Source organism: Chitinophaga sp. YR573, from assembly GCF_900110995.1.
GTDB lineage: Bacteria > Bacteroidota > Bacteroidia > Chitinophagales > Chitinophagaceae > Chitinophaga.
In genome coordinates this window covers 1354908-1369605 of the sequence record NZ_FOJF01000002.1, presented here as the reverse complement: position 1 = coordinate 1369605, position 14698 = coordinate 1354908, and the positions used below count along the sequence as shown (strand labels likewise).

Here is a 14698-nt window from a genome sequence, read left to right as displayed (position 1 = left end):
TCCCTGTTTTAAAGTTATTTGATGAGGATATTATTATTGTTGTTTATAGCGGTTAATACTTTCGCTCAAACACCTGTTATTTATTATAATATCAGGGAAGCGATACAAAATAATGCTACGCAACTGAATCTGCGGGACAGGCAATTATTTGATTTAAATGACAGTATTGTTCTTTTGACCAACTTGCGTTTTCTGAACCTGATGCGGAATAACTTTGAAGCATGGGATAAGGATTTGTTTTCTCTTTCCCGGTTAGAGGTATTAAATGTACAGGAGAATAAATTACGGGATATCCCTACGGATATTGCAAAGCTTAATCAGCTTAAGAAGCTGGATATGGCAGATAATAATGTTTCTAAAATACCAGCAGCTATTGGCAGGCTTAAGAAACTACAATCTTTGAATGCAGCGCAGAACACATTGATTCTGATAGATGATGCAATAGGTAATTGCCAACGTCTGGAAGTACTGGAATTAGAGAATAATCAATTAAGTCATCTACCGGTTTCTATTAATAGGTTAAATCATTTAAGAGTATTTAATCTCAGTTATAATCAGTTTAACGAATTTGATCCTGTATGGGCATTGGATAATATCCAGGAGATGAATATTAGTTATAACTATATCCGGCAAATTCCGGAAGCACTGGGCCAGATGAGTAATCTGCAAACCTTGATTATCAATAATAATAAATTAGAGAAATTACCGGATTCTATTACACAGTTAACAAAGTTACAATTACTGGTAATCTCAGGAAATAAGATTCGTATTTTACCGGCAGATATTGGCAGACTACAGCAACTAAAAACACTGATAGCTACCGATAATGTTTTTAGTACAACAGAGAAAGAAAGAATCCGGCGGGCACTGCCACAATGTAAAGTGTATTTTGGTAAAGGTTAAGGTAGCTGTTACTTAATAGTCACTTTATCATTATACCGGACTCTATCAATATTATTAAGGTACCTCTACCTTTATTATTTCTGAATAATTGAACTGCTTATAACTATCATTTACACGTACTCCTACCCTTGCATAAAATGTTCTGCCCTGTTTCAGATCAGGCACCTTTACTTCGTAAGTTGTTTGTGCAATGAGATCAGACCAGTTGCTGCTGATATCTATTTTATTCGGATCAGTATACTGACTGATAGTAGCGCCACTGCCAACATAACTATCCACATTCACGAAAGGTTTTATATCAATAATAGAAGGCAACCCATCTTTAATGGGAGCATCCAGGTTAAAGCGCATGATCAGGGTATCTCCGGATAAACTATGTTCAAAATTGATGATACGCAGATATGGAGTAAGCTGGAAATCATGCGTGGTAAGTCCATTGATATCCAGTTCAATACCTGCAACCGGCCAGAAGGCTCCATTAACAGGCGTAACACGATAATGACCACTGAAGAGTTTAGTATCCTCAAACGTACCATCAGATTTAGAAGGGATATACTGAGGAGTAGGTGTAGCGCTCCAGCTCAGTTCTTCCAGCTTAATCTGAGTGCCACCTGTTTCTGTAAGGAAATTGTTTTTGTTATCAGTACTGTCTATCAACCTGCCTTTAAAACCGGCATCAGGGCCAGACAGATTATCTGTTTTAGTACAGGCTATTGCAGAGAATAAAAACAATGCGGTTATTATATTTTTCATGACGGCAATTTTAGAAGTTCGGGTTATTCGGATATAAATTCGGGTTCTTTCCTAATTCACCTCCTGGTATGGGTTCGTAGTAAAATTTCTTTTCAAAAGTATAAGAGCGCTGGAAAGGTTCCAGCTCACGAAGGAAGATGTATTTATCTTCATCCGCCACATAATAAGGCAGTAGGGCATGGAATTTTGTATTATCCAGTACCTGGTCTGCAATCCTCCATCTCCTCAGATCCCACCAGAATTGTTTTTCAAAAGCCAGCTCCTTGCAACGTTCATTCCTGACAGTATCTATAGTGATAATACCGCTAACAGCAGGCGCACCGGCACGGTCCCTTATTTTATTGAGAATAGTAACAGCATCACTGGTATTATTTAATTCTACCGCAGCTTCTGCACGATTTAACAACACTTCCGCATAACGGATATCGATCCAGCTCTGGGTACTCATGTAAAGACCACATTGCGACTGATCACGTTTATAGTCTACGTATTTGCGCACATAAAAGCCGGTGCGGGTCATATCATCTCCATTGGTGCTGACACCCGTGAAACCGATAATACGTTTGCCATTATAGAGTGCATCGGTACTTCCGGATAAATGACGGGAAGACAGGTTAGGCGGATTGTTGCCCAGCTCCGCTGCCGCTGTTCCCGTGAAATGATCATATATGCCTCTCTGGGTATCAAACTGCCGTCCTCTGAGCGTAGCGCCAGGGAAGTATACAGTGGCCAGTAAACGGGGCTCTGTAGCCTGCATCAGTTCCGCTGTACTATTAAACCGACGGGGCGTACCATCAGGGTTAACGACAGGTAAACTACCTACAAAACGTTCTACGAATTCCAGGGTTGGATAAGCACGGGAAAGGCCATCAGCCGTCATGTAGCGGCAGGTCATGGTAGCGTCCCAGCTATGAGCCGTATTGCTGGTGAGCGAATAATCCCTGACAAGTATATTCTCCGGACTATCAGCATCTAAAAAAAGATCTGCATAGTTCTGTTCCTTGTTATCCGGTTTCTTCTTATACAAATCATAATGCCCTTCTACTAAATGCGCAGCATCCCATGCCTGCTGGAAGAAGCCATTCGCCTCAGCCGCCGGAATACCGGCATAGCCCAGCTCTCTTGCATCACCAGCGACGAAGTTGAGAGAACCATATTTCGCAATACTACCTGCGTATAACATGGCCCTTGATTTCAGGGCTGCAGCTACATAACGGTTCGCTCTTCCTCTGGAACTGGTTTCAGGCATCAGGTTATAAGCGCTATCCAGATCAGCAGCCACGAATTTCCAGACGTCCACTTCTTTATCCCTGTGTACCTGCAATTCTTCTATGCTTTGTTCCGGGTAATTCTGTACTGTTTTGATAATAGGGATACCACCATATCTTTTCACCAGGGCAAAGTAGAAATAGGCCCGGCAGAAATAAGCCTCCCCCAGCCATTGATTCACCTTCTCTTTAGAAAAGTTAATCGCATTCTTAGGCAGGTTTTCTATCAGATAATTCACCGTACGGATATCTGCATAAGGCCAGTAGGCAAAACCTCCTGCCCCATCTCCGGTACCGCCATAAGGGCCTACCAGTTCTCCGCATAATGCCCCGGGATGATAAAACAATTCCCATCCGCGGGCAAAACCGTTACCATCCTGGCGATAATAAAAGTCCTCTATTGGCAGGGCCTTGTAGATAGTGGCCATGTATGCGGTAATACCATTTTCATTGTTGAATACGTCCTTGTCCTGGATAATATTCAATGGTGCTACGTCTAATTTATTACAGGAGATAAAAAGTAGAACTATCAATAATTTTTTCATGTGGTTGTGCATTTTAAAAAGTGATACTGGCACCTAAGCTGTATGTCCTGTTCATCGGATATTTATACCCTCCCTGAGAATAGTTCCAATCTGCGCCATCTGCTACTACGCCCGGATGCTCAGGATCACTGTTTTTAAGACCTGTAAAAGTGGCCAGGTTGTAACTGTTTACATATACTCTTACACTGTGTATGCCTGCTTTGTGCAACAGGGCCACAGGTAGTGTATATCCTATTTCAAGTGATTTAATACGCAGGTAAGCAGCACTCTGCACCGCACGGGTACCTTCTGCAACGGGAGATCCCATAGCCGGATAATACCCCGGCACCCATACTGTATTAGGATCAAAAACATCCGCATTGGGATCAGCAGTATGCCATCTGTCGAGGAACTGGGTAAGGGAACTTCTTCCGTACATCAAAGGAGTAGCCATCTGCTCTGCGTACTGCACGTAGAATTTAGTAGCTCCCTGTAACAACATGTTCAGGTCAAATCCTTTCCAGCCTGCACCTATAGATACACCATAGTTGATCATTGGCAAATCTCTTACAGCGATAGGCGATTCATCCTTTGCATCAATTACACCATCATTATTCCAATCGGTGTAATAGTAATCTCCTGGTACCACATTCTGATTACCACCGCCCGCATTTACATCATGGTTATAAATCTGATCATAGGATGTGTATTGCCCAGCATATTGCTTGCCCCACCAGATATTGGTGTAGCGGTCCTGCTGAGAGTTCTTCCAGTTCTCATAAGAGTTCCCCGCCTGCGTTTGTTCTACATGGCGCGTCATTGTTCTGGTAGAAGAAATATTAGCACTGATATTATAGGTGAACTGACCGATATGATTACGATGGGTCAACAGAAATTCTATTCCTTTTGTCTGATCGCTGTTCAGGTTTTCCTGTGGAAGATTGGTGCCTACTGTACCGGGTAAAGTAGTGGTCCTTGTTGCAGGTAATCCGTCTCTGTTCCTGATGAAGTAATCAACAGAACCACCTATTAATCCTCTCCATAAATCCAGGTCTAATCCTATGTTCAAAGTTTTGGCTGTTAACCAGGTGAGGTTAGGATTTACTCCTCCTCTTGAGGCCAGACCATTTATATAATTGCCACCGAAAATATATCCGTTTACGGGGTAGTTATAACCGGGGAACGACTGGAAAGCAGTAAAAGCATCATCTCCTGTTTTACCATAGGAAGCACGGATCTTGAGGTTACTCAGGGTACGGGCAGGAATGATATGCTGAATAAAGGGTTCTTCACTCAAACGCCATCCTACAGAAGCGGCAGGAAAGAATCCCCATTGTTTGGCGGAATTGAATTTACTGGAACCATCATAACGGAAACTAAAATCAAGAATGTATTTTGATTTGAAATCATACCCGAATTTACCTACCAGTCCGCGGGTTACTACTTCTCCCAATCCGCCGCCATCCATAGATCCTATCTGGTTGTTTACATCTCCGGCAAACAGGTAAGGGATACCCAGTGAGAATTCTCTTTGTGCATAGAAGTTATCTGTTTTAGTATCACTCTCCTCATACAATAATAACCCCGTCACGTTATGTGCCTGATTAAATCTTTTACTATAATTCAATGATAACTGGAATAAACTGGAAGTAGTGTTCCCGTAATTACGATTCACTGTAGAAGGTGTACTTACCAATGTAGCCAGATATTGCTGGCTCTGCGGATCGTACTGATACAGGCTATAGGCTTTTTTTATCTGAGTATTATCATTAATGTTAAAGCCATAATTATACATGGCTTTAGCGCTTAGTCCTTTAATACCGGGAACATCATATTCCAGTCCTAACTGCCCCTGAAAATTTTTGTTCTTATAAGACTGAGAGCCTACATAATCCGAATTGGTGATCACCACCGGGTTAGCGTTGTCAGGCTCCAGATGGGGGTATAGTGGATTATTGTTTGCAAAGATCTGATCGGTAGGTAACTGGTTCCAGGTATATTTAAACATTTCCCATACGCCTCTTCCCCCAGGTTGATTTTTTGTATCAAGATAACCGGAAGTAAGGATTTGAGCCCTTAAACGATTTGTAATTTTCGCATTGATATTAGAACGGAAATTCCAGCGGTTATAATTCATATCTCCGCTCTTAAACATACCATCCTGTTTAAGATAACCCAGGTTAAAGAAGTAATTTACTTTATCACTGCCTCCGTTTACACTTAAAGTATGTTGTGTTTCAGGAGCAAATTTCTTCATGGTAGCATCCACCCAGTTGGAAGATTGTAAAGTACCATTCTTATACAGGTCTATGTCTGCCTGTGAAAAAGCAGGAGGCATCTGTATGAAATAGTTGTTACCAAAATCCCTTTTCTGCTGTTCATTTTTCAGCGTCATATAATCGATGGCGTTCACACTTTCCGGAACATTCAGGAATTGCTGCCAGCTTTGGTTAACGGAGTATGTGATATCGAATTTACCATTCTCACTCCTGGTACCTTTTTTCGTGGTGACTAATATTACCCCATTTGCAGCACGGACACCATAGATAGCAGCAGTGGCATCTTTTAACACGGAGATGCTTTCTATTTCGTTAGGGTCCATACGTGACAGGTCCCCGCTTCCTCTTGGCACGCCATCTATTACTACTAAAGGATTACCTAGTCCCCGGATATCAAAAACATTATCATAAGCCCCCGGTTCGCTGCTTTTTTGCAGGATGCGCATACCAGGCACTTTACCTGTGAGCATATTGATGACGTTCTCATTTTTAGTAGTGGTGATCTCCTCACCTTTTAATGTGGAAATAGCGCCCGTTACACGCACTTTCGCCTGGGTTAGTCCATATCCTACTACTACCACATCATTCAGACTGCTTACAAGCGGAATAAGGCGTATGTTAAAAGTGGTATTGTCTCCGACCACCACTTCCTTTGTAGTATAGCCAATGTAAGAGAATTGCAGTACGGATTGTTTATCCGGGACATTCAGTGAGAAGTTGCCATTTTCATCTGTGGTGATGCCAGTCTGGGTACCCTTTACATGCACATTTACTCTTACAAGGGGAACGCCGGCACTATCTGTAACCCTTCCGGAGATCCCTATCAGCTTTACCGGCTGTTGCGGCTGGCTATCTGCAGGTTTTATTTTTATCACCACTGTTTTACTGATAATATCATAAGAAAGCGGCTGATCTTTCATACATAATTTCAGTACATCATCCAGCACAGCATCTTTTATATGAATGCTTACGGGCTTTGCAAGTGCAAGCAGGCGATCATTGTACAGGAAGTTGTACCCGCTTTGTTTATGAATATCTTTAAAGACTTTTTCAAGCGGAACATTATTTTCCGACAATGAGATTTTCTGCTGAGAAAATCCTGTTGCACTGACCTGCAGGAACATTACCATGGTCAGAAACATTGTTATTTTCATAAAGGGAAAGATTTTAGACAGGTCAATAGCGGGCATACGCCTGCCATTGCAAGCTGGGTAGAGTTGCATAGTTTCGTGGAGTTTATGTTTGCGGTTTAAGTATTATTGTTTCATAACGGTAGCTTTTCTATTCTCTATTTTAAATTTAACATCCCCTGCCAGTTCCAGCATTTTAAATACTTCAGATACAGATACATTTTTGGTGATATTACCGCTCAGGTAGATGTTCAGGGAGTCTTTATAATTGATGTCTACGTCGTACCATCTTGATAACTGGCGCATTATTTCATAAATGCTGGTATGATGGAAGGAGAATTCTCCATTTTTCCAGGCAATGGCTTCGTCTACATCAGCCTCCTGTATGTTCATACCTATAGCTTGCTGGCCGGGCTTTAATAAGTGATTATTCTTTCCATCAGATATATTTACCGCTCCTTCTATCAAGGTTGTCTTTATAGCTACTTCATCGTTATAGGCCATTATATTGAAATGGGTACCAACGTCTTTTATATTCATACTTCCAGCGTGGACGCTGAAAGGCATATTCTCATTATGTACTACTTCGAAATAGGCTTCTCCTGTTAAGGTTACTTCTCTTTGTTTTCCTGTAAATGCCACGGGGTATCTCAGGGAAGATGCTGCATTCAGCCATACTTCTGTACCATCCGGCAGCGTAATTCTGAATTGCCCGCCACGTGGAGTGGAAAGGGTATTATAGCTGATAGTACCATTAGTATGCTGTGCGTTGTATTGTAGTTTTCCACCCTGTTGATGAATAGCGGTTTCCCCTTGTTGTATCAGCCTGTTACCGGCGCTATCGAGTGTTATGGTGCTACCATCTGCCAGTGTCAGCATTGCCTTATTATTACCAGGCATGATATCCTGCCGGATGGCATTGTTTTTATGTGTATGCCGGTAGAAACCACCTGCGATGATTAACAACATGATGACAGCAGCTGCAGCTGTATATCTGCGGATATTTATCTGTTTGGCAGGCTTCTTTTTCACAATACTGTTAAACATATGTTCCCAGTCAACATCCTTTACAACAGGGCCTGCCTGGGTCTGTCCGAATTCTTCATCCAGCAGGTCCGCCACGGTTTCATGCTCTGACGAAGCTACCGCTGCATATAGTTCTGCCAATTCGTCTTTAGAACAGCGACCATCCATATATTGTCGCAATAAATACCGCAACCTTTCTGGTTGTATGGACATATTCAGTGTATTTATAAGTATGACGATTCTGACTACAGGGTATAACCGTTTTGAGAGAAAGTTTTTTTAATGCTATAACAGTTTATCCCAGCTGCTGATCCAGAAGCTGACAGCAATCAGGGTAGAATGTTGTTCCAGGAAGGATTTAATGTATTTGAGTACTTCTACCAGGATATTATTAATCCTGCTTTTAGATAATCCAAGCCGCCGGGATATTTCCAAATGGCTCAACCCTTCCCTCCTGCTCATATTAAAAACAAGTTGTTTCTGCCGGGGAAGACGGAGTAAGGCCTGGTCTATTAACTGATAATACTCCTGCGACTGTAATTCATTTTCCAGGCTATTATCTTCCTCACCTGAAAAACTAAGCCATAACTGATCAAGTAAACGTTGGTCCCTGGCTATTTTACGCATATTATCCAGGGCTTTATTCCTGGCAATCACATAACAGTAATGTCCTGGTTTATCAATAAAAGGCAGGCTTTCACGGCTGGTCCAGATCTTCATAAAGGTATCCTGCACAATCTCTTCTGCATCGGCTTTAGACCTGGTTAAACGTTCTACAAAGGTAAAAATGAGTGGAGTATAATGGTCAAAGAAACAACGGAATGCGGTTTCGTTTCCCTGCGCTATCTGTTGCAGCAGTTCTTTTTCATTATGTAAGGCGTCTACATACAAATTATCGTGGAATTTGCTATAAATTTAGACAAATTGCTCAATAATCTACATCGCCTTCCCTGGAATATAACGAGTAATATGAGCAACTTTGCCGCTTTCCTGCACTTTCCATAAATCATACTGGGACTGTAAATCCAACCAAAGCTGGGCCTCTATGCCGAAAGCAAGCTCTAAGCGCCAGGCCATTTCAGGAGAAACACTGGCCTTTTCGTTAGCTACTTCGGAAAGCTGCTTACGGCTTACCTGTAATATTTCTGCCGCTTTTGTGACAGTTAAATTCATTTCTTTTAAGACATCCTCCCGGAGAATTGCACCGGGATGGGATGGTTTCATCTTGCGCTTCATTTGTACTTTTTTAGTGATAATCTAAATAATAAACATCGTAGGCATTTTCTTCCTCAAAACGGAAAATGATTCTGTAGTTACCTGTGACTGAAACAGCACAGAAGCCATCATAATTACCGCTGAGATAGTGAAATTTATACCCGGGTATTTTCTTCAATGGTTCTACGGTTTTAATTACGTTTAATACCGACAGAATACGTGTGATTTTATCCACTTGCATGGGCGGAAGTTTTGTGGGATCGTTTTTTTCCCACAACAACCGTAGCCCTTTGTGTGCTATGGTCCCAATCATAATCAAAGATACATCGTAACCTAATAGGTTACAAATTTTTTTTACAAAGTGAGAAAATATTTACCCCCTCATAGTAGAATAAGGCGAGTCATTTGTATAGGTTAACTAATACATCACATGTACAATCCCGAACAAACAATTGGTTAACAATAAAGCTAATTTATACAAATTTTATTCTCACAACAAAATTTTAATCAGGGGGATGTGACTTTGTTAGATTTATTTTGATCAAAGGGTAATTTTTTTGTGACGGTGCTTCGCACCATCACAAAAAAATTGAAGGGGTTTTGCAGGGCTTCGCCCTGCACCAAAAAACAATTTATTATTTACTCTTTAATGTATGCAAGTGTTACATTTTTATACTCCGTTTTTCCCAGCTGTACTTTCAGGTTCTTGAAAGTTTCGTGAGGACCTTTCGCTACAAAAAGATTTACCAGCCATGCAGGTAATGAACCACCCGGATCAGTTTCCAGGGTATATTCTATCTTTACATTATTCTTCTGAGGAGTAAGTACCCACTTACCATACGAGCTTCTGACGCGAACGATATCTTTCTTTTCAGGTAAATAATTGCTGACTACCGGCCCGTCTATAGTCACCACTTTCGTGTGCGGGTCCTGCGTAACTTTTAAATGGGCTATAAAATCGCGGTTACTAATAGGCCAGGGTAAACTTACCTCCGAATAGTAATACAGCTCTGCAGCGCTTACCTTCTTCAGTAAGGTGCTTGACTTTGTACTGTATACCCATTCCGCAGCCGTATTTACATCCATTATAACAGTAACCAGCTGTGATAAAGTAACGGGTAAGGCACATTTTACCTTGATACCTTTCAGGTGAGAATTTTCCAGGGGTTTGGTGTAAATCTCGATTCCTTCTTTGTTTTGCTTCAGTTTCCAGTCATCCTGTCCTTTACAAAAAAGGGAAAACAACATTACCGTGCTAAAGATCATTAATTGCTTATTCATTGCTATCAGTCTATTATCCGGTTGCAAATTTACGAATAATCAAACTTATAATGATGGTACTATCCCGTATGAAAGTGCCACTTCACCCTCTTATTTGTCCGTTTCACAGCTTTTAACCCCTAAAACAGCCTTTAATGGGCAGATCTTTACCATTGTATTAAAATCAATAATCATGCACATTCCGGGACATCACAGGTTTGTAATACTGGCTTTTCTTTCCATGTTGGTACTGGCGGAAATATGCTGGAGCTGGCGGAATGATAAAAAGGTGTATCAGGTAAAGGAAACAGTGACCAACCTGCTCATACTGGCAGGGTTCCAGGTATCTAAAGTCCTGTTTGCCGGTTATCAGCTGGCTATTATAGGATTAGCCACCCGTATGGCGCCTTTTCATTTGCCACATACCTGGTGGGTGTTCGGGATCACCTTTGTAGTGGCCGACTTTCTCTATTACTGGTTTCACAGGATATCACATATATGGCAGCCATTATGGGCCTTTCATCTCATTCACCATTCTTCCCCTTTAATGAATTTAACCGCGGCTTACCGGCTGAACTGGTTCAGCGCCCTGGTAAGCCCGGTATTCTTTGTACCCGCAGCACTGATAGGGTTGCCAGCCGATTTTATAGCGGTGGCTTATGGTTTAAACCTGCTCTACCAGTTCTTCCTTCATACAGAAGTAATAGGCAAATTAGGGCCTATAGAGGGCATTATGGATACACCTTCTGCGCATAGGGTACATCATGGCTCCAATCCCCTTTATCTTGATAAGAATTTTGGTGGTGTATTTATGATCTGGGACAGGCTCTTTCACACCTATCAGCCTGAAACGGAGAAAGTAAAATACGGGCTTACTACCGGGTTTAACAGCAACAGGCCATTAGTGCTGGTATTTCATGGCTTCAGGTTGTTGTTTGTGAAAAAACCTGTTGATTAAACCATCATCTGCGCACGTTCCAGGTCCTTTGTCTGGTACATGGATTCTGGTATTTCGCCAAGGGTTGAATAGTGTACCTTCTCTCCAAGACCATAGAACTCCTGAAAACTCATAATAAGCGGGCGCCATTTGTCAGGATCTACCCGGTTAGGGTTACCATCCATTATAATAGATTCATCCAGATGCACACGCTGCATACGCAATTCTATGGTGATAATCCGCCCGCTGAGGGCCGGGTCATTCTGAGCCAGTCCATGTGTACCTTCAACTACTGCTTCCAGTTGCACAGGGCATTCCAGTACTCTGGGAGACATGATCGTTTCTGAAGGCTGCGGCGTAAGACCTGCGATATCAAACTTCTCCTTTTCATATCTGTACCCTCTCTGGAACTTCGCAGAAGGCACCGGATTTACGCCCGTTGTTTTAGCCAGCAGGTTTACTGCTTCTACCTGTTTCACAGATGGCAGGTTCAATACACATTCTCCTGTACGCAGAATATTCTGCGTTGTTTTTGAATACATAGATAAACCGATCATACAACGCCAGCCCAACCAGAAAACAGAAGACATAGGCGCCAGGTTATAAGATCCATCCTCATTTACAGTACTAATCAGTACCACAGGTGTTCCAAAATATAAAATAGCAGGTGATGAATTAAGATGCATGACTGATTGATTTTATTACGAGTCAAAAGTACAATGGCACCTGTGTGTATACGACCCGATTCTTGCGGAAAACAAAATCCCCTGCTACGCACATAGCAGGGGACAAAATCGAACCGGTTCCTGAACAGGAATCAGGTGTTTATTTGCTTATATGCGATGGCCCTGCTATAGAGATAGACCGGGGTTTATGCATCTTTGTCATTTGGTTCTTTTAATTTCTTTGTGATCTTTTCATCCATTTCTTTCAGGTGTAATTTAGTTTGTTTGTTAAGCGCAGGATTCTGCATTCCTTTCTTACAAAGCAACTGCAACTGATGAAGATTATCTTTTATGATTTCAGGTAAGTCTGAGATATACATATGAAAGCTATAATCGCCCAGGATCATATTAGGATCAGGGGCTATAGTAGCTTCTTCCAGCAAACGGCTTATGTAGATCTTCTGCAGCGCTCTTCTATAGATATCAATATTCTTACCTGCATAGATTTCTGTAAGGATACCTTTGTTCAGGTCAGAGAAGTATTCCTGAATGGTATACACTTTACCTTTCGCATCTACATCCTGGTTTACAATCCTGCTGAGACGATCCCTGTTGATAAGCCCATTTATAAGTTCAGTATGTAAAGAGGCCAGCTCAATAGTGAAGTTCATAGGCATTCTTTCTACAATACTCCTTTCATTCAGCCACATAGGTGTTTCCAGTACTTCTTTACAGATAAACGCTACGGCTTCTTTCTGACGGGCATAATCTTCTACCACATAAGCAGGACCTGTTTCAGTAGATAACTTTACGTCATGATAAATGCCGCCGATATTTTTCATTACATGTCCTACATAACGTGCATACTGAGAGAAAAGCACGGTATAGGTATGTTGCACTTCAACTGGCGGCTCTCCAGGCACTACCGTCCATTTCGCTATATGCGGTATGATACGTTGCAGGTTTTTAATTCCATACATACTTGCTTTCATTGCATCATCACCGATATCTTCACTCTGACTTCTTGCATCATATTGTTCCATTTCATTCCCAAACCAGAGACGGTGATTCCTGGCAAGACTATCTGTTACTACTTTTGTAAGCGCCAGTTTCTCTTCTTCCGCGGTCTTATATTCAGGATGCCATCTGTATCCCCATTCAATGGCCCATTTATCATAATCACCAATACGTGGATATAATCCGGCAGCACTAATGTTATCTTCCGGCTGTGCTACATAGTTAAAGCGCGCATAGTCCATGATAGATGGTGTGTGACCATGTGCTTCCACCCATGCCTTGTTACGCAGGTTCTCTACCGGTACAGTAGAACTGGAACCAAAATTATGCAGCAGACCTAATGTATGACCTACTTCATGAGAAGATACAAAACGCACCAGGTCTCCCATCAGCGCGGTGTCGAATACAGGTTTCCTTGCACGTGGATCAACTGCCGCACACTGGATGAAATACCACTTCTGTAATAACTGCATCACATTATGGTACCAGAAAATATGGCTTTCCAGGATCTCTCCGCTTCTTGGATCAGCCACGTTTGGCCCCATCGCATTTGCTACTATAGAAGGACGGTATACAATGGCCGCATGTCTTGCATCGTCAATGCTCCAGGTGCTGTCTTCTTCTTTTGCAGGCGCTTCTCTGGCATAAATGGCATTTTTGAAACCTGCCTGTTCAAATGCTTTCTGCCAGTCGTTCACTCCTTTTATCAGGTAAGGCACCCATTGCTTTGGTGTTACAGGATCTATATAAAATACAATTGGTTTGATGGGTTCTACCAGCTCACCTCTTTTATATTTCTCAACATCTTCCGGTTTAGGTTCCAGTCTCCAGCGACGGGCAATCACTTCGTACTGTACATTCTGCGGATTGGTTTCATAGTCTTTGTGTGCTACACCAAAGTATCCTACACGATCATCCATATACCTTGGCTGCATAGGCTTCACAGGTAGCAGTATCAGGGATGCGTTCAGCTCTACAGTATAACAGGCAGCGGCAGGATTAAGTCCGGCTGTGTAAGTCTTTACAGCAGCAACCTCTATGTTGGTAGGATATGTATGGATGCTTTTCACATAACTGCGTTCATTGATCTGCGCTCCCATGCCGGCCCTTGTTTTAAACACCGCTCCCTGGAAATAAATGATATCGTTATCACGGTTCAGGAAGTCGGTAGCATCTACTACCATACCGGCAGAATCCGCGCTGTACGCCAATACCGGAAACGCTTCTACAATAGCCATGATATTGTTTTTCTGCAAACCTGCATAAATAGAGATGCTGCTGTCTTTTGCATATTCTGCAAAGGAGATGCGTCTCATGAAGATCTTGTTCTGCGGTCCTTTTTCAAAGCGGTATACCGTTTCTCCAATCTGATCACCAGCATAACCACTGGCCCCGTTACGCATTTCCGTAGAGGCTTTGGATACCCTGCTCACAACCATGATATCGCGGTTAAAGAGACTATCCGGGAATTCGAAATAGTACTTATCATCTTTAGATGTATGTATCGTAAAGAATCCCTTACTGCTAATCATATCCTTTGTAATGACATCCTTATAGGGCTTTATTTTAGGTGGATCTTTCTTCTTTGCAGAATCAGCTGCCGGTGCGGCTACAGCCACCGTCTTTTTCTTCTTCCACCATTGCGCGCTGGCAAGTGTATTCATACCCAACAGGGCAAACAATACCATACAAGCGAAAAATTGTATTTTCCGTTTAGACAT

General features: G+C 42.0%; 12 protein-coding genes. 2 read left to right on the top strand and 10 right to left on the bottom strand.

What is annotated here, in order from left to right; genetic code table 11:
* Positions 1-21 precede the first annotated feature (21 nt).
* Positions 22-903 carry a leucine-rich repeat domain-containing protein gene (locus tag BMW86_RS25310; protein WP_089785259.1) on the top strand — a complete coding sequence of 294 codons (882 nt, stop codon included), beginning with the start codon at positions 22-24 and terminating at the stop codon, positions 901-903.
* A gap of 54 nt (positions 904-957) precedes the next feature.
* Here the strand turns inward: BMW86_RS25310 and BMW86_RS25305 are convergent, their stop codons facing one another.
* The 8 genes from BMW86_RS25305 to BMW86_RS25270 form a co-directional block, all read right to left on the bottom strand.
* Positions 958-1656, bottom strand: a complete 699-nt coding sequence (locus BMW86_RS25305; protein ID WP_089785257.1) for a DUF3823 domain-containing protein — start codon at positions 1654-1656, stop codon at positions 958-960.
* Between the two features lie 10 nt (positions 1657-1666).
* Complete coding sequence (locus BMW86_RS25300) at positions 1667-3469, bottom strand: RagB/SusD family nutrient uptake outer membrane protein (protein WP_255373003.1); 1803 nt, start codon at positions 3467-3469, stop codon at positions 1667-1669.
* A gap of 13 nt (positions 3470-3482) precedes the next feature.
* On the bottom strand, positions 3483-6881 hold the full coding sequence (locus tag BMW86_RS25295; protein WP_255373002.1) for a TonB-dependent receptor: 3399 nt from the start codon (positions 6879-6881) through the stop codon (positions 3483-3485).
* 102 nt (positions 6882-6983) lie between these two features.
* Positions 6984-8096: a FecR family protein gene (locus BMW86_RS25290; RefSeq protein WP_089785253.1), complete on the bottom strand. Its 1113-nt coding sequence runs from the start codon at positions 8094-8096 to the stop codon at positions 6984-6986.
* Between the two features lie 72 nt (positions 8097-8168).
* The gene (locus tag BMW86_RS25285) at positions 8169-8774 is read right to left on the bottom strand and encodes an RNA polymerase sigma factor (RefSeq protein ID WP_089785251.1); all 606 of its coding nucleotides are present in this window, start codon (positions 8772-8774) and stop codon (positions 8169-8171) included.
* Positions 8775-8819: 45 nt separating this feature from the next.
* Entirely contained in the window at positions 8820-9119 is a 300-nt protein-coding gene (locus BMW86_RS25280) for a HigA family addiction module antitoxin (protein WP_089785248.1), read from the bottom strand.
* 10 nt (positions 9120-9129) lie between these two features.
* On the bottom strand, positions 9130-9411 hold the full coding sequence (locus BMW86_RS25275) for a type II toxin-antitoxin system RelE/ParE family toxin (RefSeq protein WP_089785245.1): 282 nt from the start codon (positions 9409-9411) through the stop codon (positions 9130-9132).
* A 326-nt stretch (positions 9412-9737) separates the two neighbouring features.
* Complete coding sequence (locus BMW86_RS25270) at positions 9738-10379, bottom strand: START domain-containing protein (protein WP_089785243.1); 642 nt, start codon at positions 10377-10379, stop codon at positions 9738-9740.
* Positions 10380-10551: 172 nt separating this feature from the next.
* Between BMW86_RS25270 and BMW86_RS25265 the strand changes: the two genes are divergently transcribed.
* Positions 10552-11316, top strand: coding sequence for a sterol desaturase family protein (locus BMW86_RS25265; protein WP_143056688.1), 765 nt, complete (start codon positions 10552-10554; stop codon positions 11314-11316).
* On the opposite strand, the gene BMW86_RS25260 is transcribed toward BMW86_RS25265, so the two are convergent.
* Together BMW86_RS25260 and BMW86_RS25255 are read right to left on the bottom strand one after the other, a co-directional pair.
* Positions 11313-11981 carry a flavin reductase family protein gene (locus BMW86_RS25260; protein ID WP_089785239.1) on the bottom strand — a complete coding sequence of 223 codons (669 nt, stop codon included), beginning with the start codon at positions 11979-11981 and terminating at the stop codon, positions 11313-11315. The genes BMW86_RS25265 and BMW86_RS25260 overlap by 4 nt on opposite strands.
* 185 nt (positions 11982-12166) lie before the next feature.
* Positions 12167-14698, bottom strand: coding sequence for a zinc-dependent metalloprotease (locus BMW86_RS25255; RefSeq protein ID WP_089785236.1), 2532 nt, complete (start codon positions 14696-14698; stop codon positions 12167-12169).